The sequence below is a fragment of the Brachybacterium hainanense genome, assembly GCF_042434575.1.
GTDB classification, from domain to species: domain Bacteria; phylum Actinomycetota; class Actinomycetes; order Actinomycetales; family Dermabacteraceae; genus Brachybacterium; species Brachybacterium hainanense.
The window spans coordinates 1-23,625 of record NZ_JBHLSV010000022.1 but is presented as its reverse complement, the minus strand read 5'-3'; the positions used below and the strand labels follow the sequence as shown (position 1 = coordinate 23,625).

Here is a 23,625-nt window from a genome sequence, read left to right as displayed (position 1 = left end):
TAGGCGAGGGCAGGACCGATAGGCTGGGGCCGCTGCCGAGAGTGAGGAGCAGGTCATGGGTCGGATCCGCGAGGTCGTGCTGATCGGGGCGCGCACGGTGCGTCGCCTGCCGGTGCCGGCAGGGGTCTATACGAGCTCGATGCGCGAGGCCAGGCGAGCCCTGCCGCCCGGTGCCGTGCAGAAGCGCCATGCCGTCGACGTCGAGATGATCGACCGCACCCGTGCCGTGTGGCTGGATCGGCATCGCGCGGACCGCGGGGTGATCGTGCACCTCCATGGCGGCGCCTACGTCTCGGGCCCCTTCCAGGGCGACTGGGAATGGATCTCGCAGCTGGCCGATGCCCATGAGTGCGCCGCCCTCATGATCGACTACCGCTTCGCCCCCGACCACGTCCACCCCGTCGCCCTCGACGACGCGGAGGCGGTGCTCGCGGCGCTGCAGGAGCGCGGCACGCTCGCGGGCGCCCCGTGGGTGCTGACCGGGCACAACTCGGGCGGCGGACTGGCCCTGTCGATCGCGAGCCGCCTGCAGCACCGCGAGGGTGCGATCCGTCCTGCCGGTCTCGTCCTCATGGCGCCGTGGACGGATCTGGAGCTCGCCAACACGGGGGTGACGGAGACGGCCGGCGTGGACCCGGTCCACGAGCGGCGCATGCTGCGTGCCGCGGCCCGCGCCTATGCGGACCGTACGCCCGTCGACGATCCGGCCCTCTCGCCGATGAACGCCGACCTCGCCGGCCTTCCGCCCGTGCACCTGTCCGCGGGCACGCGCGACATCTTCCTCACGGACACGCGCATCCTCCGCCTCCAGCTGGAGGAGCTGGACGTGGAGGTGTCCTACCGCGAGGTGGGCGGGCGCATCAGCATGATCCCGTGGCTGCGCAAGGGCGAAGATGTCGCGCGTCTCGTGCGCGAGCAGTCCGCCTTCATCGGCCGCGCCCTCACCCGCTGACGACGCCCGTCCCCGCGCCCGCTCGTCCCCCATCTCGACGTTCGCCGAGTTCTGTTCCATCTCCGCTGGGTTTCTGGAACAGAACTCGGCGAATGAGAAGGTCTGCTTCTCCTCCCCAGAGCAGAGTCCTCCACCGTCCTCCGGGGGCGGATGACGGGCGGATCGCTGCGCTCTAGCGTGCGAGAGCATGAAGCTCGATCCCGAAGGCCACGCCGGTCTCCTCCTCTCCCGTCAGGGCTGGCTCGACCGGGGATTCCACCCCCGTGATCTCGCGGGCGAGGAGTTCACACCGGTGCTGCGAGGATTCCACACCCCGACCGACAACCCGGCCTCGATCGATGTCATCGTGCGCACTGCCCAGCAGCTCGTGCTGCCGGGGAGCGTCGCCTCCTTCTCGACGGCGGCGCTGCTCGAGGGGATCCCGCTGCCCTGGAAGCTCGAGAACGGGGTGGCGTTCCTCCAGCCGCCGACGAACGGCGCGCCCCGGCCGGGGAACGGACAGGTGCTTTCCGTGAGGCCAGGTGCCTCCCTGCGGACCGGCGCCAGGATCCCGACGGTCCACCTGCGGGTCGGGACCGCAGGCTCGGCCCGGACGCTGCGCGGCATCACCGTGCACCGCATGCGACCGGGACCGGTCGGGATGCTGGGCGATCTGCGGGTCTCGATGCCGGTGGAGGTGCTGCGGGAGCTGGCGCTGATCCTTCCCTGGGGAGACGTGGTCGCCGCGATCGATGCTCTGCTCTGCCCGGAGAGGTCCGCGCTGGGCGTCACGCGGGACGACATCGCGGCGCATGCCGGACGGATCGAGGGGAGCACGGGCGGCGCGGTGCTGAGGGATGCCCTGGGCCATTCCCGCGAGCGGGTCCGGTCGTACGGGGAGACGATCATGCGCCTGCTCATCGTGGGCGCGGGCTTCCCCGAGCCGGATCCGAACCTGCCCGTGCGCGACCCGCGGACCGGGCGGCGCCGGTACCTGGACCTCGCATGGGAGGCGGCGATGGCCGCTCTCGAATATGACGGGGACGGGCATCGGGTCACGAAGGAGCAGTGGCGGAGGGACGAGGCCCGCCGGGATGAGCTCGCCTCGTACGGATGGACGCTCGCCCGCGCCAACGGCGACGATCTCGCGCATCCGCTGCGGATCCTGCTGCGCCTGGCGCGGACGCTGGGGGAGCGAGGGCTCGCCGTCCCGTCCGAGCAGCGGATTCGTCGCTACGTGGCCTCCCTGCACGCCCACCCGCTCTCTCTCGAGGTGGGCACGTGAGCTCCGCGCACCCGAGGCAGAGCGCACCCTGGAGTCGGATTCGCCGAGTTCTGTTCCATCGGAGGCACAGATCTGGAACAGAACTCGGCGAATGCGGCCCAGGTGGCCGCAGGGCGTCACATCTGCTGGGGGGCGCTGATGCCGAGGGCGTCCAGGCCGTCGACCAGGACCTTCTCCGTCAGGCGGGCCAGCGCCAGGCGACCGGCGCGGGCCTGCTCGTCGGCCTCCTTGAGGATCGGGGAGGCGTCGTAGAAGCCCGTGAAGGCCTGCGCGAGGGAGAACAGGTACGCGGCCAGACGATGCGGCTCGTAGGAGTCGCCGACCTTCGCGAGCGTGGGCCCGAACTCGAGCAGGTGCAGGGCCAGGGCCCGCTCGGCGTCGTTCTCGACCCGCGGGGCATCGGCCGCGACGATCCCCTGCGCCTCCGCCTTGCGGCCGATCGAGCGGATCCGGGCGACCGCGTACTGCAGGTACGGCGCCGTGTTGCCGGTCAGCGCGAGCATGCGGTCCAGGTCGAAGGTGTAGTCGGTGTCGTGCGAGGTCGACAGATCCGCGTACTTCACGCTGCCGATGCCGATCTGCCAGGCGACCTGCGCCCGCTCGTCCTCGGGCAGGTCCGGGCGCAGCTCGTCGATCACGCCGCGCGCGGAGGTCACGGCCTCCTCGAGCAGGGCCATCAGCCGCAGGGAGGCGCCCGAGCGGGTCCGCAGGATCTTCCCGTCCTCGCCGAGCACGGAGCCGATCTTCACGTGCCGCACGTCGACTGCGTCGGTCAGCCAGCCGGCTTCGCGCGCCGCCTGGAACACCATCGCGAGGTGCAGCTCCTGCGAGGTGCCGATGACGTAGGCGATGCGGTCCGCACGCAGGTCGTCGACCCGGTGCCGGATCGCCGCGAGGTCGGTGGTCGCGTAGCCGTAGCCGCCCCCGGTCTTGCGGATGATCAGAGGCAGCGGCTGCTCGTCGCGGCCGGTGAAGCCCTCGGGGAAGACGCACAGCGCACCGTCGGAGATCCGGGCCAGACCATCGGCCTCGAGGTCCTTGCAGACGATCTCGAGGGCCGCGTTGTAGCTGGACTCCCCGGCCAGGTGGTCGTCGGTGAGGGTCACGTCCAGCATGTCGTAGATGCGGTGGAAGTACTGCTTGGACAGGTCCACCAGGCGGGTCCAGATCGCGAGGGTGTCGCCGTCGCCGGACTGCAGGGTGCGCACGCGGGCGCGGGCGCGGGAGGCGAAATCGCTCTCGTCGGCCGCAGGTCCCTCGGCCTCCGCGGCGTCGAACTTCGCCCGCGCGGCCTGGTAGAAGGCGTTGGGATCGGTCTCCAGCAGGCCTGCCTCCGGGGAGTCCTCGCCCACCTCGAGCAGATGCTCGATGAGCATGCCGAAGGGGGTGCCCCAGTCGCCGATGTGGTTCTGCCGGATCACCGTGTGGCCCAGCTTCTCGAGCGTGCGCACCAGGGCGTCGCCGACGACCGTCGTGCGCAGATGCCCGACGTGCATCTCCTTGGCGACGTTCGGCGCGGAGTAGTCCACGACGATCCGCTCGGCCCGCTCGGGCGCGGGGACCCCGAGCCGTGCATCGGCCGCGAGCTCCGCCGCCTGCGCCGCGACCCAGTCGGTGCGCAGGCGGATGTTCAGGAACCCGGGGCCGGCGATCTCCGGGGTCTGGGCCATGTCGTCGACGTCGAGCACCGCGAGGATCTCCGCGGCGATGTCGCGCGGCTTCTTCCCGAGGCGCTTGGCCAGACCCATCGCGGCGTTGCACTGGAAGTCCGCGAACTGCGAAGGGCGGATGATCGGATCCGCGTCGCGGTGCTCCTCGCCGAAGGCGGCGGCGAAGGCGGACTGGAACCGTGCGTGAAGGACGATCTCGGGTGCTGGCATGCCCTCCAGGGTAGTCGTGAGCCCCGCATACTGGTGCGCATGCCCGCCCCCCTTCCACCCGTCGACGTCGAGGAGTACCGGCGCCTGTCCGACCTCGTCACCGCCGGGCTCGCCGTCGTGACCACGCGCAGCGGCCGTCATGACGTCGCCGCGACCGTCGACTCCTATCTCGACGTCTCCTACGATCCGCCCACGATGCTGGTGGCGCTGTATGCAGGATCACGCATCGGGGAGGCCGTCGAGGACGCCGGGCACTTCTGCCTCTCCGTGCTGTCCGGCGATCAGCACGCCCTGGCCGACCGCCTCGGCACGCCCGGCGCCCCGATCCTGGGGATGCTCGAGGGCGTCGATGTGGAGCGCACGGCCGATGGCGACGCCGCGATCCGCGGGGCGCTCGCGCATTTCGCGGTGCGGGTCGAGCACCGCTACGTCGCGGCGACGCATCTGCTGCACGTGGGACCGGTCGTCGAGATGGCACAGGGCGCGGGCGGCGATCCGGCGATCCGCTTCGCCGCCCAGGCGCGGGAGCTGCGCTGAGATCGCGCCGAGACCTGTCTCCGGCGTGCCGGAGGGTTCGGGGGCTCCCGGTTCCCTAGGATGCACAGTGCATATGCCTGCACGCATGCGCCGATCGGGAGGGACGTAGGGAATGGCGAAGGACCGCACGGATACCGGGGAATCCCGCGGGACGGATCGCGGCGGAGACTCCGACTGGCTGTTCGCCCGCGCGGACCCCCGCACCCTGCCCACGGACCGCCTCCCGAGCCGGGAGGAGTTCGAGCGCTACGCCGCGCCGCTGATGGCCCGCGACACCGAGCCCGCCCGCCCGCCGGGAGACCCCGAGGGCCGCGGCCGTGCCGGGGACACGGGCCCCATCGCCCAGATCCGTCCCTCCGCTCCGGCGAGCTACGCCCGCAGCGGGCGCACCCCGAACGCGGCCGATGACGAAGCGGCCGGAGCCCGGACCCTGCTCGCCCTCCCTCCGCGCTTCGCGGCGCTGGGCCTGTTCGACGCGGTCCGCGACGTGGTCGCCCTCGTCTGCCTGGTCTCCTCGCTCACGACGGTCTTCACCCTGGGCAGCTTCCGGCTGCTGGAGACCGGCGGTCGCGCCGCCGTGGGCCTCGCCCTTGCCGTGCTGATCCTGGTGCATCTGCTGCGCTGGATCCCGAAGCTGCCCCGGCTGCGGCTGATCCGCGTCATCCGCGTGGCCGGGCTCGCCCCCGCCCTGCTGGTCGCGCTCGGCGCCCTGGTCGCGGACCTCGTGCTGTCGCTGCCCGTGCTGTTCGCGCCGCTGCCGGACGGTCCGCCCGTCGGGATCGGAGCCGGGGTGTCGCTGCTGCTGGTCGGCGTGATCGTGGGCATCGAGCCGCGCGCCCACGAGGGCTACCTGCCTGCGGAGACCGCCCGCAGCCGCGCCCGCACCGTCATCCTCGGGATCGGGATCGCCGCCGCCGCCTGCTTCGTGCTGAACCTGGTCATGCTGGCGGGGCGGGTCATCACCACCGGCTGGGCGTTCTCGCTGCGCGAGCTCGCCGACTCGCTGGTCTCCGCCCTGCTGCTCAGCATCGTGATCGGCTCGGCCCTCCGGCGCGAGCGGTCCTGGTTCGTGTTCTCCGCCGCGGCCGTCAGCGGCCTGGTGATCGGCGCGATCGCGGACAACACGCTGCGCCTGTCGTTCGCGGGCCCGCAGTCCGTCGCCACCGGCTTCGTGTACCTGCCGTTCCTCTTCGCCGCCTACGCGGTGATGATCTCGCGGTCCTTCGTGCGGACGATGCCGCTCTCCTTCCGTCGCGTGGACTGGATCGTCTACGCGGTGCGCGCCTTCGAGTTCAGCATCATCATGCACATCGCCACCGCGGGCTGGAACGTGCTCGCCGCGATCGCCGCCGCCGGTGGTATCGGGCCGGGAGGGCCGGTGCTGCACCTCATGGATGCGGTGATCGCCTCGTGCTTCGTGGCCCTGTCCCTGTTCGCCCGCCGCGCCCTGCTCGAGCGGCCCGCGGACCAGGCGCGGGCCAGCGCCGTCGTCGCCGCCGTCGTGCTGGTCGTGGTGGGATTCCTCGACGTCATCGTCAACTCCCTGGCCTCGGGGGCCGGAGCGGGGCTCGCCACGGGCGGCGTCGCGCTCGCCATCGGCATCGCCGCCGCACTCATGCTCACGGTGCCGGCCCCTGTCCGGGACGAGTTCGGCGCACCGGACCTCGCCCGCATGTTCGAGGACTTCCGTCTGCGGGACAGCGGCCGGACGACGCTGCTGGCCCGGGTCCCCGACATCGCCGCGGAGCGCGCCCGGAAGAAGACGTTCCCCGCCTCCCCGGCCTCTCCGGGCTCGCATCCCACCTCGCGCTGACCGCGCCCTCACCTCGGGAGAGACATGTTCCGCTGGACCCTGCACGGAGACGGCCGCACCGTCGCCCCCGGCGCGATCGTCGCCCCGGGGGAGCGGCTCACCTGGCCGCGCACGATCGGCATCGGCGCGCAGCACGTGATCGCCATGTTCGGCGCGACCTTCCTGGTCCCGCTGCTCACGGGCTTCCCCACCTCGACGACGCTGCTGTTCAGCGGCATCGGCACCCTGCTGTTCCTGGTCATCACCCGCAACCGGGTCCCCAGCTACCTGGGCTCCTCCTTCGCGTTCATCGCCCCGATCACAGCCTCGACGCAGGCGGACTCGATGGGCGCGGCGCTCGGCGGCGTGCTCGTCACGGGTCTCCTCCTGGCGGGGCTCGGACTGCTCGTGCAGAAGGTCGGGACCGCGTGGATCGGCCGGCTCATGCCGCCGGTGGTGATGGGCTCGATCGTCGCGCTGATCGGCCTGAACCTGGTGCCCACCACCTACCAGAACAACTTCTCGAAGGCGCCGCTCACCGCGACCCTCACGCTGGTGGCGATCATCCTGTGCACCGCGCTGTTCCGGGGCATCCTGGGGCGGGTGAGCGTGCTCGTCGGCGTCGCCGTCGGCTACGTCATCGCGGTGCTGCGCGGCGAGGTCGACTTCACCGCCGTCGGCGAGGCCGCCTGGATCGGGCTGCCGCAGTTCCATGCGCCGAGCTTCGACCTGGGCCTGATCCCCATCTTCCTGCCCGTCATCGTCGTGCTGCTCGCGGAGAACGTCGGGCACGTGACGAGCGTCGGGGCCATGACCGGCAGGAACCTCGACCACATGGTGGGGCGCACCCTCACCGCCGATGGCCTGGCCACGGCCCTGTCGGCATGCTTCGGCGGCTCCCCGACGACCACCTACGGGGAGAACATCGGCGTCATGAGCGCCACCCGCGTCTACTCCACCGCCGCCTACTGGGTCGCGGGGATCGTCGCGATCGGCCTGTCGCTCTCGCCCAAGGTGGGCGCGGCGATCAACACGATCCCGCCGGGCGTCCTGGGCGGCGTCACCTTCGTGCTCTACGGCCTCATCGCCATCGTCGGCTTCCGCATGTGGGTCGAGGGGAGGGTCGACTTCGCCCGACCCAAGAACCAGATCACCGCGGGCGTCGCCCTCGTCATCGCGATCGCGGACCTGCACTGGTCGGTGGGCGGATTCTCCTTCACGGGCATCGCCCTGGGAACCCTCGCGGCGCTCGCGATCTACCATTCCATGACGGCGATCGGACGGATCACCGGGACGGATGCGGAGGCGGCATGAGCGGCACGGAGATCACCCCCCTCGAACCGGAGCAGTGGGCGACCTGGCGGGCCCTGCGCCTGCGCGCCCTGCAGACCTCCCCGGAGGCCTTCGGCTCGACCCTCGCCGGGACCATGCGCCGCGACACCGAGCAGTACTGGCGGGATCTGCTCGCGAGCCCGGGTCGATGCTTCGTCGCCCGGATCTCCGGAGCCGTCATCGGCATGGCCCGGATCGTGCCGGCCGCCGAGCCGGGGGAGAGCGCGAGCATCTTCTCGGTATGGGTGGACCCGCAGGCCCGCGGCATGGGCGTGGGGCGGGACCTGATCGAGGCCTGCATCGGCTGGGCGGAGCTGAACCTCCCCGGCGTGCGGCTCCGCCTGGACGTCCATGAGGACAACGCCCCGGCCCGGCATCTCTACGGTCGCTGCGGCTTCGGGATCGTGGGCCGGGCGACGGATGAGGACGGCGGGCCCGCGCGTCTCATCCTCGAGCGGCGGGCGGGGCTCGCGGACGACTCGGTGCTGCTGCCGACGGGCCTCGTGGCCCGCTACCGGGCTGTGGACCGGGAGGAGGTCGGCTCCGCGATCGTGGACACGCCCGCGCATCTGGACCAGCTGGAGGCGGACATCCGCGCTCACGGGATCCGCACACCCCTGGATCTCTGGGTGAACGAGGAGTTCGGGGCCCTCGACGGCAATCACCGGATCGCGGTCGCGCTGCGCCTGGGCCTGCCGCAGGTCCCGGTGCACGTGACCTGGCGGGGCACCGCGCCCCGCCCCGCCCATGCCCGGCCGATGCAGGCCGCGGACCTCGAGGCGATCCGGGCGGCGAGCGCCTGAGACGGATTGCGCGACGAAGGTGAGGTAAGGCTAAGCTTCGCCCATGACCCGTGCTCCGCTCCTCCTCGGCGAGGACCTCGTGCTGCGTCATGGGCGCACGGACGTGGTCCACGGCGTCTCGATCTCGCTGCACCCCGGCGAGGTGACGACCCTGCTGGGCCCCAACGGGAGCGGGAAGTCGACTCTCCTGCGCTCCCTGGCGCGTCTGCATCCGCCGCGGGCCGGCGACGTGCGGATCGCCGGTGAGGACGGCCTGCGCAGCACCGCTCTGCTGAGCGCCAAGGGCCTCGCCAGAGCCCTCACCCTCTTCTCCCAGTCCCGCACGAGCCCGCAGGGGCTGAGCGTCCACGACGTCGTCGCCTTCGGGCGCCACCCGCACCGGCGGCGCTTCTCCGGGCTCGATGCTGCGGACCGGGCGGCGATCGACCGTGCGATGGCGCTGACCGGCATCGACGGCTTCGCCTCCCGCGGGGTCGGGGAGCTGTCCGGCGGCGAGATGCAGCGGGTCTGGCTCGCCTCGTGCCTCGCCCAGGACACCGACATCGTGCTGCTGGACGAGCCCACCAACCACCTCGACCTGCGCTACCAGATCGAGACCCTCGACCTGGTGCGCGAGCTCGCCGAGGAGCACGGCACCGCGGTCGGGATCGTCCTGCACGACCTCGACCACGCGGCGCGGATCGCCGACCGGGTCGTGCTCCTGCGCGAGGGGCGCATCCATGCCGCCGGAGCCGTCTGCGACGTGCTCACCTCCGCGCATCTCAGCGAGGTCTACGGCCTCCCGATCGACGTCCACGAGGATCCGGCCGACGGCCGGGTCCGCATCGAGGCCCGCGGCCGGCGCAGCGCCCGGCCCGTGCCCGCCCTCTGACCCCCTGAGCAGGAGATCTGATGATCCGACCGTCTCGGCGCGCCGTCGTCGCCACCACCACGGCCCTGACCGCCGCCGTCCTCACCGGATGCGGCACCACCGAGGTCCCCGGGGGTGCCGTCGCTGCCCCGGGGGAGGAGATCAGCGACTCCTGCGCCGCCGACGCCACCGAGACCGCGACCGGCCCCGTGACCCTGACCGATCAGCTGGGCCGGACCGTCGAGCTGGCGGCGCCCGCCTCGCGCGTGGCCTCCCTCGAATGGCAGCAGACCGAGGACCTGCTGACCCTGTGCGTGGCGCCCGTCGCCGTCGCCGATGTCGAGGGCTTCGCCACCTGGGACACCGCCGAGAAGCTCCCGGAGGACACCGCCGACCTCGGCACCCGCCAGGAGCCCGACATGGACGCCCTGGTCACCGCGAACCCCGACCTCGTGGTCGTCGAGGTCACCTCCGAGGACGACCCGGTGCTCGGGCAGCTCGAGGCGACCGGCATCCCCGTCCTCGCGACCATCGGCGCCGACGCCTCCGACCCGGTCGGCCACATGCGTGCCCTGTTCACCCTGCTCGGGGAGGCGACCGGCCGCACCGCACGGGCGGAAGCCGTGCTCGCGGAGCTCGACGCCACGATCGCGGACGCGCGCGCCGCCGTCGCCGACGCGGGGCTGCCGACCGCCGACTTCCTGTACTTCGACGGCTGGATCGACGGCGGCAACGTGGCCATCCGGCCCTTCGGCCCGGGCGCCCTGTTCTCCGCGCTGGGCGCCGAGGTGGGCCTGAACCCCGTGTGGACGGGCGAGACCGATCCCCAGTACGGGCTCGGGCAGACCGATATCGAGGGCCTCCTCGCCGTCGGGGACGCGAACCTGTTCTACACCGCGACCGAGGATCCGGCCGGGGACTATGTCACCGAGCTCGAGAAGAACTCGCTGTGGACCGGCCTTCCCGCGGTGCAGGAGGGGCGCGCGCATCCGTTCCCCACCGGCATCTGGACCTTCGGCGGGCCCCGCTCCTGCGAGCAGGCGATCGGCGCCTACGCCGCGATCATCGCCGGTTCGTGACCGCGAGCGCTCCCCGCCGCGGCGGGGCGGCGGGCGGTCTCGCCCTCCTGGTTGCGCTCGGTGCGGGCATCGTCCTGGTCGGCGCCTGGCACCTGACCCAGGGCACCTCCGGGATCGGCCTGCCCGACCTGCTCGCCCACGGGCTCGGCCAGAGCACGGGCGGCGTCCCGGTCGGCGACGTGCTCACGGCGTCCCGGCTGCCGCGGCTGCTCGCGGGCGTCGCCGTCGGCGCCGCCCTCGGGTGCGCCGGTGCGCTGCTGCAGTCCGTCTCCCGCAACGCCCTCGCCTCCCCGGACACGCTCGCGGTGACGGCCGGATCGTACTTCGCGCTGACCGCCGTCGCGGCCGCCGGACTCGCCGTGCCGCTGTGGGCCTCGGGCGCGGTCGCCTTCGCGGGCGGGCTGCTCGCGGCCGCGGTGGTGCTGGCCCTCGCGGGCGGTGCCGGTTCCGGGACGACGCGGCTGATCCTCGCCGGGTCCGCGGTCGCGATGGCGCTGCAGTCGGGGACCTCGCTGCTGCTGATCCTCTTCGAGGCGGAGACCACGGGCCTGTACGCGTGGGGCAGCGGCTCCCTCGCCCAGCTGAACCTCACCGCCTCCCTGCGGGCGCTGCCGGTGATCGGCCTCGTGCTCGTGGCGTGCCTGACCCTCTCGCGCCGGCTGGACGTGCTCGGAATGGGCGACGACGCCGCCGCGAGCCTCGGCGTGCCCGTGCGTCGCACCCGGGTCCTCGCCGTCCTCGCCGCGGTCCTGCTCAGCAGCATCGCCGTCACCGTCGCGGGGCCGATCGCCTTCGTGGGCCTCGGGGCGCCGGTGCTCGCCCGGCTGCTCGGGGCCCTCGTCCCGGCCCTGCACCGTCACGTCCTGCTGGTCCCGGCCTCCGGTCTGCTGGGCGCGCTGGTGGTGCTCCTCGCCGATGCGCTGGTCCGGCAGCTGCTGGGTGCCGAGGAGGCTGCCTCCGTCCCCACGGGCGTGCCGACCGCGGTCCTCGGCGCCGTGGTCATCGTGCTGCTGGCGCGGCGCCTGCCCGACGCCGGTCCCGCGGCGCAGCCGCCGCAGGCGCGCACGGCCCTGCGCACTCGGCGCCGCACCGTGCTCGTGACCGCCGCGGCGGTCCTCGCGCTGATCGGCACGGCGGCGCTGGGGCTGCTGGCCGGCAGCCTGTGGCTGCGCACCGGGGACGTGGCCCTGTGGCTCCAGGGCGGAGCCCCGGACATCGTCGCCCGCGCCCTCGGCGAGCGCCTGCCCCGGATCACGGCGGCGGTCCTCGCGGGCGCGGCCCTCGCCCTGTCCGGCGGAATCGTCCAGTCGACCGTCCGCAATCCGCTCGCCGAGCCGGGGCTGCTGGGCATCACCGCGGGGGCGAGCCTCGGGGCCGTGCTCGCGGCGACGCTCCTGGGTCCCTCCCGCCCCGTCATGATGGTGCTCGCCGTCCTCGCGGGCCTCGTGACCGCGGCGCTCGTCGGCGCCCTCGCCTGGCGCGGCGGCCTCGCGCCGGAGCGTTTCGTGCTCGTGGGGATCGGGGTCGGGTACGGGGCGAGCGCGCTCACGACCTTCCTGATGCTGCAGGGCGATGCCTGGTCCACGCCGGATATGCTCACGTGGCTGTCGGGCACCACCTACGGCCGTCGCCTCGCCGATGCGGTCCCGGTGGGCTGCGTGCTGCTCCTCGCGATCCCGCTGCTGCTGGGCATGCGCCGTGAGCTGGACCTGCTCGCGATCGACGAGGATGCCCCGCGGATCCTGGGGGTGCGTCTGGAGCGCAGCCGCGTGCTCGTCCTCGCCGTCGCCGCGGTCCTCGCCGCCGTGAGCGTGATCGCGGTGGGGGCGGTCGGCTTCGTGGGCCTCGTCGCCCCGCACCTGGCGCGCGCCCTCGTCGGCTCCCGGCATGCGCGCTCCCTCCCGGTGGCGATGCTGCTGGGAGGCGTGCTCGTGGGGCTCGCCGATGCGCTGGGCCGCAGCCTCCTCGCGCCCGCGCAGATCCCGGCCGGGCTCATGGTCGCGCTGCTCGGTGCACCGTACTTCGTGTGGCTGCTGTGGCGCTCCCGGCCCTGAGAGCCGCGGCCTGGGATGATCGCGGGATGACCGCTGCACCTCCGCTCGTGATCATCCGCGGCAACTCCGCCTCCGGGAAGTCGACCATCGCCCGGCGCGTGCAGCGGGATCTGCCACGGGGGAGGGTCGCGGTGATCGGCCAGGACCATGTGCGCCGCGAGATGCTGCGGGAGCGGGAGTCCGCGCACTCGCCCACGCCGGGCCTGATCACCGTGATCGCACGGCACTGCCTGTCGATCGGCCGGATCACGGTGGTCGAGGGGATCTTCGGCCGCGAATGGTACGGGCCGATGTTCGCGGACCTCATCGCTGAGCACCGCGGGCCGGTGCTCGCCTACTACCTCGACGTGAGCCTCGCCGAGACCCTGCGTCGTCATACCGGGAAGCCGATCGCGCACGAGGTGGCCGCTGCCGATGTCGCCTCCTGGTACCGGGTCCGCGACGTGCTCGGGACCGAGGGTGAGGTGGTCTTCGACGAGGAGCAGAGCGAGGACGCGATGGTCGCGCGGATCCTCGCGGATCTCGACGCGGTCGCGGCCGGGGCCTAGCGCACCGGCACGGGGGCGTGCACGAGGGAGAACAGGTCCTTGGGGTCCTCGGGCTCCGCGACGAGGCCGATGGGATGCACGAGATCGGTGCCGAGGGTCGCGTCCCGGGCGCAGCGCAGCGCGGAGAAGTCCGCGATCGCGAAGCCGACCGAGTCGAACAGCGTGACCTCGTCCTCGCGGGTGCGTCCCGGCGCGGCCCCGGTGAGGACCTGCCACAGCTCGGTCACGGGGAAGTCGGGAGGCATCTGCTGCAGCTCGCCCTCGATGCGGGTCTGCGCGGTGTGCTCCACCACGACGCGCGCCCGCTCGAGGATCCGCGGGTCCAGCTCCGTCTTGCCCGGGCAGTCCCCGCCGATCGCGTTGAGGTGCACCCCCGGTGCCACCTGCTCCGAGCACAGGACCCGGGCCCGGGACTTGTCCGCCGTGCAGGTGGTGACGACATCGGCCCCGTCGACGACGTCGTCGACGCTCCGGGCCACATGGATCCGGAAGCCCAGCGGGGCGAGGTTCGCCCGCAGCTTCGTCACCGCCGCCGGATCGAGGTCGAGGACCCGCAGCTCCTCGATGCCGAGCACGGCGCGGAAGGCGAGTGCCTGGAACTCCGCCTGGGATCCGGCGCCGATGAGCGCGAGGACCTCCGCATCCGGGCGGGCGAGGACCCGCGCCGCGAGCGCGGAGGTCGCGGCGGTCCGCAGCGCCGTCAGCAGCGTCATCTCGGAGACGAAGACCGGGTAGCCGGTGCCGACGTCCGCGAGGACCCCGAAGGCGGTGACGGTCTGCAGGCCCCGGGCCGGGTTGCCGGGGTGGCCGTTGACGTACTTGAAGGAGTAGTCGTGCCCGTCCGTCGTCGGCATCAGCTCGATCACCCCGCCGGGGGAGTGGCTCGCGATCCGGGGGATCCGCTCGAACTGCTCCCAGCGGCGGAAGTCCTCCTCGAGGCAGCCCACCATCCGCAGCAGGATCCGCTCCACGCCCTCGGTGCGGATCCACCGGGTCATGCCGTCCACATCCAGCAGCTGCGTCATCGCGCTCATCTCCTCCCGCGGCGGACCGGATGGGTCCGCTCGAGGGCCTCCCGCGCGAGGTGGGCGCCGGAGGCCCGTGCCGTCCTCCCAGGGTAGGCCGGGATCCGGGGCGTGCCCAGAGCCCGCGGGCCCCGCCGTCCTCGTGCCGGGGCTACGGGCGCCCGGCGGTGCGGCGGACGCGGAGGGCGAGGCCGGTGGCGATCAGGGCGAGCGCAGCGAGGACGATGCCTCCCGCGGCGATGCCCGTGCGGGGGAGAGGGCCGGTGGGCTCCGCCGGGCCGGCCTCCGCCGTGGCGGCAGGAGGGGCCGGGGGATCGGCGGGTCCGACCGGATGATCCGGCTCCTCGGCGGACGGGGCGGGGGAGGCTGGCTCCGTGGGCTCCGTGGGCTCCGTGGGCTCCGTGGGCTCCGTGGGCTCCGTGGGCTCCGTGGGCGTCGCGTCGTCGGTCTCCGTCGGGGCGACGAAGACGGCGACGGTCGCGGCGGGGACGGTGACGGTGCCGGAGGCGGTGTCGAAGGTCGAGGTCCTCACGATCTCATCGGTCCCCTCCGCCTGCACCGGCGAGAGCTCGTGCGGGATCCCGGCGAGGCCGTCGATCTGCTCGGTGATCGGCTCCCCGCTCGCGTTGAAGACCACGAGCACGCCGTCGAGGTCCACGTCGACGTCGGGACCCTGCGTGTCGTCGATCCGCATCACGAGCAGACCCGGCGTCGCCTCGGGGCCCGCGTTCGGGAAGGTCACCTTCTGCTGGACCAGACGGGGATCGCCCAGGGTGAACAGCCCGGTCGAGGAGCGCAGCCGCAGCAGGTCCAGAGTCTGGTCCTGGCTCCTCGCGATCGCCGCGGCATCGGGTCGCTTCGCCGGGTCCTCGAGCATCGGGACCATGAGCGGCCAGGCGTCCGCGTTCTTCTCCTTCCCCGGCAGGCCTCGGCCGAAGCCGCTCTCCTGCCCGGTCCAGTCGATCGCGTTGCGGTAGTCGCCCGAGTTGTAGCTGTCGCGGTCCAGCGACTTCGAGCGCAGCAGGTCCGTGCCCCCGGCCCAGAACGACGGCGACTGGCCCAGCGCCGTGGTCGCCAGGGACAGGGTGTTCATGCGGACCCGCAGGTCCATCGGCGCGTCCTGCGGGAGCTTCCACACGTTCATGTCGTAGAGGGACTCGTTGTCGTGCGCGTCGACGTAGTTCACGGACTCCGCGGGCCGGCTCGCGTATCCGGCGCGGGCGCCGTTGTAGTCCAGCTCCGCGCCGGTGCGGATCTGGCCGTCGGAGGCGAGCAGCTCGTAGTCGGCGAGGTTCCCGGCGAGGCCCAGGCGGACCAGATCGGTGCGGGCGCGCAGATCCGCCAGCTGCTCGCCCTCGGAGGCCTCCGAGCGTCCGTTCGGCATCGTCGCCAGACCGTTGCCGAAGCCCTGGTTCGTGCGCTTGTCGATGTCGAAGGGGCTGCCGCCGTGGACGGCATCGCGCATGCGGTCGTTGAAGGTGCCGATCCCGGTGCCGTCCAGCTGCCCCTGCGTGGCCTGCTCGAAGCGGGCGTTCCCCGCGACCTCCCCGAAGTCCCAGCCCTCTCCGTACAGGTAGATCGAGGAGCCGTCGATGCCGTCCTCGGCGAGGGTGAGCTCGTCCAGCGCCGAGCGCACCGCCTCCATGTTCACGCGGGAATGATGGCCCATGAGGTCGAAGCGGAAGCCGTCCACCCGGTACTGGCGGGCCCACAGCACCGTCGAGTCGACCATGAGCTGCTCGGCCATCGCATGCTCGGTCGCGAGATTCGCGCAGCACGTCGAGTTCTCGACCTCGCCGGCGGCGCTGAGCCGCTGGTAGTAGCCGGGGACGATCCGGTCGAGCACCGAGGTGTCCGCCTGCCCGGAGGCGGCGGTGTGGTTGTAGACCTGGTCCAGGACCACCTGCAGGCCCATCTCGTGCAGCTGCCCGACCATGGAGCGGAACTCGGCGGTGCGCGCGCCGCCGGACTGGTGCCCGTCCCGGGCGTAGGAGCCCTCCGGTGACATGTAGTGGAAGGGGTCGTAGCCCCAGTTGTAGGCGTCCTGGTCGGCGACGGCGCCGATCGCGGCCTGCTGCTGCTCCGAGGCGGGACCGGCCTCCTCGTCGACCTCCGGGACGAGCTGGCGGGAGCGGTCCTCCTCGATCGAGGCGATGTCGAAGGTGGGCAGCAGGTGCACCGTGGTCATACCCGCATCGGACAGCTCCCGCAGGCGGGCCGATCCCGTCGAGCGCTCCTCCCCGAAGGCGGCGTAGGTGCCGCGCAGCTCGGGCGGCAGGGCCTCGTCGCCGGCGGAGAAGTCCCGCACGTGCAGCTCGTAGATGGTCTGCTGCGCGGGGCGGTCCAGGACCGGCGCGGCCGCCTCCTGCCAGACCTCCGGCGCCCAGCGCGGATCCTCCAGGTCCACGAGCACGGAGCGCGTCGAGTTCACCGTAAGGCCTCTCGAGTACGGATCGGTCACCACGTTCGTGAGCACCCGGTCCGAGGAGGGCACGTACACGTCCACGGCGAACAGGTACTCGCGGTCCTCCCAGTCCGCCTCGCCCCGGATGGTCCAGGTCCCGTCGGCCTGACGCTGCATCGGCAGCACCTCGGGATCCTCCGCCCCGGGGGAGAACAGCTGCAGGGACACGTCCCGGGCCGTCGGCGCCCACAGCGTGAGGGTCGGCGCGCCGCCCGTGAAGACGGGACCCAGGTCCTCGCCCGCGCGGGCGTCGCCGGCGAAGAGGTCGTCGAGCACCCCGGGGATCTGCACGCCGCTGAGCGCGCGGAGCGATCCGTCCGCGTCGTACTGCGCGATCGCGAGCTGACCCGTCAGCGCCTGCTCGAGGTCGGCGCGGGGCAGATCGCTCAGCCGCAGGGACAGGAACCCGGCGAGGTGCCCGCGGCCCGCGAGCTGCTTGGCGGTGAGCCCGGCGGGCTCGTAGGTCAGCCGTCCGATCTCCTCGGCGCCGGTGGCCTGTCCGTCCACGACGCTCAGCCCGCCCTCCGGCGCGGAGAGCAGGGCGAAGCGTGCGGAGGCCGGGTCCGCCGCGAGATCGGCCGGCCAGGCGAGGGTGCTCACGTCCAGGAAATGGCCCAGCTGCTGGCCGATGCCGTCGGTCACGGGGTCCTCCGCGGTGATCTCGAGGATGTGGGTCTCCAGCGTGTAGCGGAACGACACCGTCGTCCCGCTCGTGGCCTGGAAGGCCATGTTCGCACCCCCGGGCGCGCCGCCCTCGCCGTAGGACTCGTCCCAGGAGCGTCCGTGGGCGACCTTGACCTCGTAGCGGCCGCTCGGCAGCGCCGAGGCCGACCAGGTGTAGACGCCGTCGCCGTCGGGGTCCTGCATGAGGGTGCGCATGCAGGAGGGCGACCAGTCCTCCTCGCAGCCGAGCGCCGCGGTGAAGGAGCCCGGCAGGGTCACGAGCGGGCCGTCCGCGGATCTGGTCGCGAGGTGTGTGGCCGGGTCGTACCAGAAGGAGATCTCCCCGCCGTCGTGCAGGTAGGTGATGTCCTCGCCGCCGGCGGCGCCACCGGCGCCGTAGTTCTCCTCCCAGGTCCCGCCGTGGGCGACCTTGTAGGCGTACTCGCCCGCCGGAACGTCGAAGGCGCCGGTGAACAGCCCCGATTCCGGGTCCTGCGTCAGCTGGGCGGCGGCGCAGGCCGGGTCCCAGTCGCTCTCGCAGCCGAGCGCCGTCCCGTGCGAGCCGGGGATCGTCACCGCCGTGGGGCCCAGCGCGCTTGCGAAGGGGGCGGCGCCCAGCAGGCTCGTGAGCCCGAGCAGGAGCGCGGCGGCGAGGGCGACGGCGCGGGGGACCGGGCGCGGACGTGCGGGGGCGGGGAGCATCGGGACCTCCAGGGGCCGGCGGTGGTCGAGGAGAGGGGGAGATGAGCGAAAGGCCCCCTGCGCCGACGGCGGCGTCAGCACGGGTCGCAAGAACGGTGACGCTCGTGCGGGGGAACAGGGGCAGATCGCCGTACGGTCGACCGTAGATCGCCGGCGCTCCGCCTGCAAGATGGAGCAGAAAGATGAAAGAACTTTCAGATCGCTGGGAGGCGCGGGGAGCGGTCCGTGGCCCTACAGCAGCTCCCGATCCCGGGCGATCGTCACCGCATGGGCGCGATCGCGCGCGCCCAGCTTCGCGAAGGCGTTCTGCAGATGCGTCTTCACCGTCGTCGCCGAGATCCCCAGGCGCCTGCCGATCTCGCTGTTGGCCTGTCCCTGCGCGACCAGGCGGAGCACGGCGCGCTCGCGCTGGGTCAGGACGGTCGGCAGCGCCGCGGTGCGGGCGGCGCGGACCAGGGCGTCGGCCGCGGCAGGGCTCAGGACGGAGCCGCCGCGCGCCGTGACGCGCACGGCCTCGGCCAGCTCCTCGGGCGGAGCGTCCTTCATGATGCAGCCGGAGGCGCCGGCCTCGATCGCCTCGGCGATCCGCTCGTCGCTGTGCGCGGTCAGCAGCAGGACGCGCGGGGCCCGGCTGCGGTCGGCGAGGACGCGCAGCACCCCGATCCCGTCCAGACGCGGCATGCTGAGGTCCAGCAGCAGGACGTCGACCTGCGCGAGCTGCGGATGCTCGAGCACCTCGATGCCGCTCGCCACCTCCGCCAGCACCCGGATCCCCGGCTCCGCGCGCAGCACCTGGGCGATGCCCTGACGCATGAGCGGGTGGTCGTCCGCGATCATCAGCGCGATCATGTCGCGCCCTCCTGCTCCTGGTCGTCCTGCCCGTCCAGCGCGGGGATGCGCACCCGCAGCCGGGTGCCGCCGCCGTCGCCCCGTCCGACCTCGAGGACCCCGCCGGCCTGCTCCGCCCGCTCCTGCATGCCCCGCAGGCCGAAGCCGTGCTCGGCATCGGCGGCGATGCCGATCCCGTCGTCCTCGATCACCAGCTCCGCATCCGCCCCCATGCCGCGCAGGCGCACCAGGACGCGGGAGGCGCGGGCGTGCCGACGCACGTTCGAGAGCCCCTCCTGCAGGCAGCGGATGATCACCAGCTCCTGCGCGGCGTCCATCGACACCGGAGCCGCATCGACCTCGACGGGCATCGACGTCTCCCGGCGGAAGCGGGCGGCGATGCCCTCGACGCTGCGGGAGGCATCGCCCTGGGTCGGCACGGGCGCGAGGACGGAGAGCACGCCGCGCGCCTCCCGCAGCGCATCCTGCGCCATCTCATGGAGCAGGTCGAGGGTCTCCGGCGTCCGCGTCCGGCGGGCCTGCGCGGCGACGAGGGCGAGAGCGGCGACGGACTGGGTGAGGGTGTCGTGCAGCTCCCGGGAGACCCGGGCCCGCTCCTCCATCTGCCCCGCGTGCCGGGACGCAGCGGTCAGGGCGTCGCGGGTCGCCCGCAGCTCCTCGACCAGAGCCGCCTGCTCGTTCGCGTCCCGCTGCGCCTGCCGGATCCAGAACCCGTATCCGAGCGCCGCGAGGAAGGCGAGCACGGACATGCCTCCGATCGCCCCGGGCGGCATCACCGCAGGGGCGCCCAGCTCCCCGAGCCGCACCCCCAGGTAGGCCGCGGCGCTGACCGCGGCGCTCGCCGTGACGGCGCGGGCCGCGGTGCCGGCGGTCGCCCAGACCATCACATGGGCCGCGATCTGCAGCGGCATCAGCGGGGTGAAGCCTGCGCAGGCCGTGCCCACGGCGAGGACCAGCAGGACGCTCGCCCACCAGGGGCGGGGGCACCCGGCCGGCAGCACCGGCCGGTACATCGTGCGGTACAGCAGCAGCACGCCGAACACGCCGCTGATCCCCAGGACGTGGAAGCCCCACGGCGAGGGGACCAGCAGCTCGACGGCGTTCAGCACCAGCCCCATGCCCCCGAGGACCCCGATGGTGACGTCGAACCCGATGCGCGGCCTCATGCGACCATCACACCGCATCCGGGCCGGGGACGGGGAGGGATCCGCTCATGTGCGCCGGATCCAGCGGAAGGTGAGCCGCGCGAGGACGGCGCCGAGCACCGCCCAGATCCCGAGGACGAGGGCGACGGTGCCCAGGTCGAAGGCGCCTCCGGGCTCCATGACGCCCAGCCCCTCCGGGAGGAAGGCGGCACGGAAGCCCTGGCCGATCCAGCGGAAGGGCAGCACGCCCACCGCCGTGCTCAGCCATCCCGGCAGCAGATACCCCGGCAGATAGATGCCGGAGACGAACTGCAGCCCCAGCAGCACGGGGATCACCGCGGCCGAGGCGACGCGGCCGTCCTTCAGCACGCCGGCGAAGGCGATCCCGAGCAGGGCGCACACGGTCAGGCTCAGCAGGTACACCCACCCCGCGGTGAGCCATCGACCCGGCTCCTCGGGCAGCGGGATCCGCAGCACGAGGGCCGCCACCGCGATCAGCAGCGCGGCCTGCACGGTGCCGGTCAGCAGCGCCTGTCCCAGCTTGCCGACGATGTACTGCCAGGGGCGCAGCGGCGTCGCCGCGAGCCGGCGCAGGCCGCCCTCGCCCTTCTCCGTGGCGATGTCGATCGCGAGGTTCTGCACCCCGGAGAGGATCACACCGGCGGCGAGCATCCCCGGCAGATACAGGTCCGCCATGGTCAGCCCGGAGCCGGGAGGACCGATCTCCCCCATCCCGCTGAAGGCCACCGAGAACAGCAGCAGCAGGGCGATGGGGAACAGGAACGTGAAGATCATGACGGAGGTCTGCCGCACGTAGGAGCGGACCTCCCAGCCGATCCGGGCGATCGCGACGCCCAGGTCGTGGCCGGGGCTGAAGACCGGCCCGGGTTCTGCGGTCGGGGAGCTCATGCCAGCACACCGTCCTTCTGCACGTCCTGCGCCTCCTGGGCGGCAGGACGGTCCTGCCGCACGCCGGGATCCTCGGCGTCGTCCTGCTCGCCGATGAGGGCGAGGTAGACGTCCTCGAGGCTCGGTCGGACCACCTCCAGGGCGGCGGGCTCGCCGTGCTCCGCCAGAGCCCGCACCAGCCGTCCGGGCTCGTCGGTCCGCTGCTCGCGCGGCACCCCGCCGCCGTCGCGCCAGCGCACCACGGGGGTGCGGGCACGGGCGGGTCCGATCTCGTCGATCGGCGCGGTCTCCACCAGGCGACCGCGCGCGATCACGGCCGCCCGGTCGCTGAGGGCCGCGGCCTCGTCGAGGTAATGGGTCGTCAGCACGATCGTGGTGCCGTCCTCGCGCAGGGAGCGGATGAGGTCCCAGAACTGCCGCCGCGCGGCGGGATCGAAGCCGGTGGTCGGCTCGTCGAGGAACAGCAGCTCGGGGCGGCCGATGATCGCCAGGGCCACCTCGACGCGGCGCTGCTGGCCGCCGGAGAGCTTGCGGACGGGGGAGCGGGCCTTCTCCTGGAGGCCCACGGCGGCGATCACCTCGTCGACGTCGCGCGAGCGCGGGAAGATCGCGCCGATGTGTGCGATCGCCTCGCGCACCGTGGCGACGCCCGGGTCGCCCGTCTCCTGCGGGACCAGGCCCAGACGGGAGCGCCAGGCGCGGGTGGGGCGCTGCGGATCGGTGCCGAGCACCTGCACCTGTCCCTCGCTGCGGGTGCGGAAGCCGGTGAGGATCTCGATCGTGGTCGACTTCCCCGCGCCGTTGGGGCCGAGGAGGGCGAACACCTCCCCGGCGTGGATCTCGAGGTCGACGCCGCGGACGGCCGTGACCGGCTCGCCGCTGCGGCTGCGGTAGGTCTTCGTGAGCCCGCGGACGCTGATCGCCGGGGCGCTGCGTGTGATCGTGTCCATGCCGCCAGTGAAGCCCCCGCCCGCGGCACGGTCGATACTCCGTTCGGAGGAGGGGTCCTCCGGACGGAGGTGCTCAGAAGGCGGAGATCCGATCGATGCGCGGGCTGATGGGAGGGTCCGGCCTCGTCACGTGGAACCCGAGTCGTTCGATTTCCAGAGCAGCCGTTTCGGGATGATCATCGACGGTCGCCCGGAGCTGGGTGAGGCGGTAGTCCAACCGGCGTCTTCGGAGAGTTGCCTCCCACGTTGGTCCGGTCGCGACGTCGAACTCCGCCTTGAGCATCTGCAGGACATCCTCGAGGCAGGGGCGGAAGCGATCTCCCCCGAGGGGGAAGTGGATGTTCGACAGTCGTGCCGCGTCCGTGCCCCCGCGAGGATCCGGACTGCGCCTCTTCGCTCCCGCGGCACCTGCCAGCGCCATGATGTGGGTGAACGAGTCACGGTGAGCGTGAATCTGCAGGTGCGCGCTGGGCAGGCCAGGGACTGTTTCCCTGTCGTACTCATACCTGAACAGCGGTTCCCCGCGTGTGCCCGGACCGGGAAACACTTTGACCCACGATTCCACGGTGGAAAGATACTTCTCCTGCTCGTTCCAGCGGCACCGGTAGAGGATGTCGAGGCTGAGCAGGGCGACGTCTCCGATTGACAGGCGAACAGGACCATGTTCTGGTCTGATGCTCAGCTTCGATCCGAGTTCCTGCGATTCGACGGGGACGGGGTTCCCGACGAACGCGGTCAGAGTCTCCGTGAGACGGTGCGCGAATGCATCGGCGGCGCCTCTGGCCGATGCGTCCGGTCTCGCGTCATTCATCCGTCGTCCGAGAGCAGCCAGGTGAGTTCGTCGATCCGCCGCAGAAGCTCGAGACGGTCCTCATCGAGCGCGGCGGCCTGGTCGAGAGCCCGCGCCTCGCGCTCGGGCATGCCGAGCTGCTGACGGAGCTCACACAGCTTCGTTCGCGCGCTGTCGTGGGTGAGCGTGATGACGTTGACCGAGCCCATGGGGCACCTCCGTTCCCGTTCGCCGTGTCGGTCTCGCGATGCCATCGTGCGGTCGGGGTCGGACAGACGGACATCCCGTGCCTCCGGCGCGGGCACCGCTCCTCAGCGGGTCGCGTGCTCGAGCAGCTCCAGGACATGACGATAGGGCCGCCCGGTCGCGGCCCGCATGCCCAGCTCGCAGGTGCGGTTGGCGGAGACGTACCAGTCCGTGGGCCGCTGCGCGACCTCCGCCGCCTCGGCGCGGGTCGCCGATGCGGTCAGCTCCGGGTGGAGCATGCCGCGATCGCCCGCGTAGCCGCAGCAGCCCCAGTCCACCGGCACGACGACCTCCTGCGCGCAGGCCCGGGCGATCGCCTCCAGGTCGCCGGTCGCGCCGAGCTGCGTGGTCGAGCAGGTGGGGTGCACGGTCACCGAGCCGATGCGCCGCCGGATCTCCAGGCGGTCCAGCAGATGCCGCGCCGTGAAGGTGATCGCGTCCATGACCTCGATGTCCGTCCCCGCGAGCGCGCCGAGCACCCCTTCGGTGCAGCTGGCGGCGTCCACGACCACCGGAAGAGGCGAGTCCGCGGCAGCTGCCGCATCGATGAGGGATGCCCTCAGCCGCGCCTGCATGACCTCCTTCGCCTCGCGCATCCCCTTCGAGGAGAACGGGGTGCCGCAGCACAGGGCGGCCGCATCGTCCGGCACGGCGAGGCGCACCCCGGCGCGCTCGGCGAGGCGGGCGAGCGCCGCCGAGGCGCCGATCCCGCCGTCTTCCGCCCCGAACATGGTGTGCACGCAGGCGGGCAGGGAGACCGCGGTCGTCTCCGCGCCGGTGCGGCCCCGCCC

Annotated in this window: 20 protein-coding genes; 10 read left to right on the top strand and 10 right to left on the bottom strand. The window is 72.8% G+C overall.

The genetic code is table 11. The features are described 5' to 3' along the window. The first annotated feature begins 55 nt into the window (after window positions 1-55). Both ACFFF6_RS15285 and ACFFF6_RS15280 read left to right on the top strand, forming a co-directional pair. A complete protein-coding gene (locus ACFFF6_RS15285; RefSeq protein WP_376982265.1) occupies window positions 56-952 on the top strand; it encodes an alpha/beta hydrolase in 897 nt (298 codons plus the stop codon). A gap of 187 nt (window positions 953-1,139) precedes the next feature. Then, on the top strand, window positions 1,140-2,216 hold the full coding sequence (locus ACFFF6_RS15280) for a putative endonuclease domain-containing protein (RefSeq protein ID WP_376982263.1): 1,077 nt from the start codon (window positions 1,140-1,142) through the stop codon (window positions 2,214-2,216). A gap of 116 nt (window positions 2,217-2,332) precedes the next feature. Here ACFFF6_RS15280 and argS read toward each other — a convergent pair whose 3' ends face one another. Further along, window positions 2,333-4,096 (bottom strand): arginine--tRNA ligase, encoded by a 1,764-nt coding sequence (gene argS / locus ACFFF6_RS15275; RefSeq protein WP_376982261.1) that lies wholly within the window; start codon window positions 4,094-4,096, stop codon window positions 2,333-2,335. A gap of 39 nt (window positions 4,097-4,135) precedes the next feature. On the opposite strand from argS, the gene ACFFF6_RS15270 reads away from it, so the two are divergent. The 8 genes from ACFFF6_RS15270 to ACFFF6_RS15235 all read left to right on the top strand — a co-directional run bounded on the left by ACFFF6_RS15270 (window position 4,136) and on the right by ACFFF6_RS15235 (window position 13,091). After that, window positions 4,136-4,633, top strand: coding sequence for a flavin reductase family protein (locus ACFFF6_RS15270; protein ID WP_376982259.1), 498 nt, complete (start codon window positions 4,136-4,138; stop codon window positions 4,631-4,633). Window positions 4,634-4,745: 112 nt separating this feature from the next. Continuing rightward, window positions 4,746-6,446, top strand: a complete 1,701-nt coding sequence (locus ACFFF6_RS15265) for a DUF7937 domain-containing protein (RefSeq protein WP_376982257.1) — start codon at window positions 4,746-4,748, stop codon at window positions 6,444-6,446. 24 nt (window positions 6,447-6,470) lie between these two features. Further along, the gene (locus tag ACFFF6_RS15260) at window positions 6,471-7,739 is read left to right on the top strand and encodes a uracil-xanthine permease family protein (protein ID WP_376982255.1); all 1,269 of its coding nucleotides are present in this window, start codon (window positions 6,471-6,473) and stop codon (window positions 7,737-7,739) included. Continuing rightward, window positions 7,736-8,560, top strand: a complete 825-nt coding sequence (locus ACFFF6_RS15255) for a GNAT family N-acetyltransferase (protein WP_376982253.1) — start codon at window positions 7,736-7,738, stop codon at window positions 8,558-8,560. The genes ACFFF6_RS15260 and ACFFF6_RS15255 overlap by 4 nt, the downstream gene beginning before the upstream one ends. 43 nt (window positions 8,561-8,603) lie before the next feature. Further along, window positions 8,604-9,431 carry an ABC transporter ATP-binding protein gene (locus ACFFF6_RS15250; protein ID WP_376982251.1) on the top strand — a complete coding sequence of 276 codons (828 nt, stop codon included), beginning with the start codon at window positions 8,604-8,606 and terminating at the stop codon, window positions 9,429-9,431. Between the two features lie 20 nt (window positions 9,432-9,451). After that, window positions 9,452-10,489: an ABC transporter substrate-binding protein gene (locus ACFFF6_RS15245; protein WP_376982249.1), complete on the top strand. Its 1,038-nt coding sequence runs from the start codon at window positions 9,452-9,454 to the stop codon at window positions 10,487-10,489. Then, window positions 10,486-12,543 carry an iron ABC transporter permease gene (locus ACFFF6_RS15240; protein WP_376982247.1) on the top strand — a complete coding sequence of 686 codons (2,058 nt, stop codon included), beginning with the start codon at window positions 10,486-10,488 and terminating at the stop codon, window positions 12,541-12,543. The genes ACFFF6_RS15245 and ACFFF6_RS15240 overlap by 4 nt, the downstream gene beginning before the upstream one ends. A gap of 26 nt (window positions 12,544-12,569) precedes the next feature. After that, a complete protein-coding gene (locus ACFFF6_RS15235) occupies window positions 12,570-13,091 on the top strand; it encodes an AAA family ATPase (protein WP_376982245.1) in 522 nt (173 codons plus the stop codon). Here the strand turns inward: ACFFF6_RS15235 and ocd are convergent. The 9 genes from ocd to ACFFF6_RS15190 form a co-directional block, all read right to left on the bottom strand. After that, window positions 13,088-14,116, bottom strand: coding sequence for an ornithine cyclodeaminase (gene ocd / locus ACFFF6_RS15230; protein WP_376982243.1), 1,029 nt, complete (start codon window positions 14,114-14,116; stop codon window positions 13,088-13,090). The two genes, ACFFF6_RS15235 and ocd, sit on opposite strands and share 4 nt — an antisense overlap. 151 nt (window positions 14,117-14,267) lie before the next feature. After that, the gene (pulA, locus tag ACFFF6_RS15225; protein WP_376982241.1) at window positions 14,268-17,945 is read right to left on the bottom strand and encodes a pullulanase-type alpha-1,6-glucosidase; all 3,678 of its coding nucleotides are present in this window, start codon (window positions 17,943-17,945) and stop codon (window positions 14,268-14,270) included. A gap of 231 nt (window positions 17,946-18,176) precedes the next feature. After that, on the bottom strand, window positions 18,177-18,794 hold the full coding sequence (locus tag ACFFF6_RS15220) for a response regulator (RefSeq protein WP_376982239.1): 618 nt from the start codon (window positions 18,792-18,794) through the stop codon (window positions 18,177-18,179). Further along, window positions 18,791-19,960, bottom strand: coding sequence for a sensor histidine kinase (locus ACFFF6_RS15215; protein WP_376982237.1), 1,170 nt, complete (start codon window positions 19,958-19,960; stop codon window positions 18,791-18,793). Before ACFFF6_RS15215 ends, ACFFF6_RS15220 begins: the two co-directional genes overlap by 4 nt. 45 nt (window positions 19,961-20,005) lie before the next feature. Next, window positions 20,006-20,848, bottom strand: coding sequence for an ABC transporter permease (locus ACFFF6_RS15210; RefSeq protein ID WP_376982235.1), 843 nt, complete (start codon window positions 20,846-20,848; stop codon window positions 20,006-20,008). After that, window positions 20,845-21,798 carry an ABC transporter ATP-binding protein gene (locus ACFFF6_RS15205; RefSeq protein WP_376982233.1) on the bottom strand — a complete coding sequence of 318 codons (954 nt, stop codon included), beginning with the start codon at window positions 21,796-21,798 and terminating at the stop codon, window positions 20,845-20,847. Before ACFFF6_RS15205 ends, ACFFF6_RS15210 begins: the two co-directional genes overlap by 4 nt. 73 nt (window positions 21,799-21,871) lie before the next feature. After that, a complete protein-coding gene (locus tag ACFFF6_RS15200; protein ID WP_376982231.1) occupies window positions 21,872-22,609 on the bottom strand; it encodes a hypothetical protein in 738 nt (245 codons plus the stop codon). Then, the gene (locus tag ACFFF6_RS15195) at window positions 22,606-22,797 is read right to left on the bottom strand and encodes a hypothetical protein (protein ID WP_376982229.1); all 192 of its coding nucleotides are present in this window, start codon (window positions 22,795-22,797) and stop codon (window positions 22,606-22,608) included. The genes ACFFF6_RS15200 and ACFFF6_RS15195 overlap by 4 nt, the downstream gene beginning before the upstream one ends. Window positions 22,798-22,899: 102 nt before the next feature. Further along, window positions 22,900-23,625, bottom strand: a 726-nt coding sequence (locus ACFFF6_RS15190; protein ID WP_376982227.1) for a heterodisulfide reductase-related iron-sulfur binding cluster, incomplete at its 5' end; no start/stop codon positions are given.

Excerpts from the sequence above, each read along its gene's own strand:
- pulA (WP_376982241.1), bottom strand. The coding sequence starts at position 17,945 with ATGCTCCCCGCCCCCGCACGTCCGCGCCCGGTCCCCCGCGCCGTCGCC.
- ACFFF6_RS15285 (WP_376982265.1), top strand. The coding sequence starts at position 56 with ATGGGTCGGATCCGCGAGGTCGTGCTGATCGGGGCGCGCACGGTGCGT.
- ACFFF6_RS15215 (WP_376982237.1), bottom strand. The coding sequence starts at position 19,960 with ATGAGGCCGCGCATCGGGTTCGACGTCACCATCGGGGTCCTCGGGGGC.
- ocd (WP_376982243.1), bottom strand. The coding sequence starts at position 14,116 with ATGACGCAGCTGCTGGATGTGGACGGCATGACCCGGTGGATCCGCACC.
- ACFFF6_RS15200 (WP_376982231.1), bottom strand. The coding sequence starts at position 22,609 with ATGAATGACGCGAGACCGGACGCATCGGCCAGAGGCGCCGCCGATGCA.
- argS (WP_376982261.1), bottom strand. The coding sequence starts at position 4,096 with ATGCCAGCACCCGAGATCGTCCTTCACGCACGGTTCCAGTCCGCCTTC.
- ACFFF6_RS15255 (WP_376982253.1), top strand. The coding sequence starts at position 7,736 with ATGAGCGGCACGGAGATCACCCCCCTCGAACCGGAGCAGTGGGCGACC.
- ACFFF6_RS15195 (WP_376982229.1), bottom strand. The coding sequence starts at position 22,797 with ATGGGCTCGGTCAACGTCATCACGCTCACCCACGACAGCGCGCGAACG.
- ACFFF6_RS15260 (WP_376982255.1), top strand. The coding sequence starts at position 6,471 with ATGTTCCGCTGGACCCTGCACGGAGACGGCCGCACCGTCGCCCCCGGC.
- ACFFF6_RS15205 (WP_376982233.1), bottom strand. The coding sequence starts at position 21,798 with ATGGACACGATCACACGCAGCGCCCCGGCGATCAGCGTCCGCGGGCTC.
- ACFFF6_RS15270 (WP_376982259.1), top strand. The coding sequence starts at position 4,136 with ATGCCCGCCCCCCTTCCACCCGTCGACGTCGAGGAGTACCGGCGCCTG.
- ACFFF6_RS15220 (WP_376982239.1), bottom strand. The coding sequence starts at position 18,794 with ATGATCGCGCTGATGATCGCGGACGACCACCCGCTCATGCGTCAGGGC.
- ACFFF6_RS15245 (WP_376982249.1), top strand. The coding sequence starts at position 9,452 with ATGATCCGACCGTCTCGGCGCGCCGTCGTCGCCACCACCACGGCCCTG.
- ACFFF6_RS15265 (WP_376982257.1), top strand. The coding sequence starts at position 4,746 with ATGGCGAAGGACCGCACGGATACCGGGGAATCCCGCGGGACGGATCGC.
- ACFFF6_RS15235 (WP_376982245.1), top strand. The coding sequence starts at position 12,570 with ATGACCGCTGCACCTCCGCTCGTGATCATCCGCGGCAACTCCGCCTCC.
- ACFFF6_RS15210 (WP_376982235.1), bottom strand. The coding sequence starts at position 20,848 with ATGAGCTCCCCGACCGCAGAACCCGGGCCGGTCTTCAGCCCCGGCCAC.
- ACFFF6_RS15250 (WP_376982251.1), top strand. The coding sequence starts at position 8,604 with ATGACCCGTGCTCCGCTCCTCCTCGGCGAGGACCTCGTGCTGCGTCAT.
- ACFFF6_RS15280 (WP_376982263.1), top strand. The coding sequence starts at position 1,140 with ATGAAGCTCGATCCCGAAGGCCACGCCGGTCTCCTCCTCTCCCGTCAG.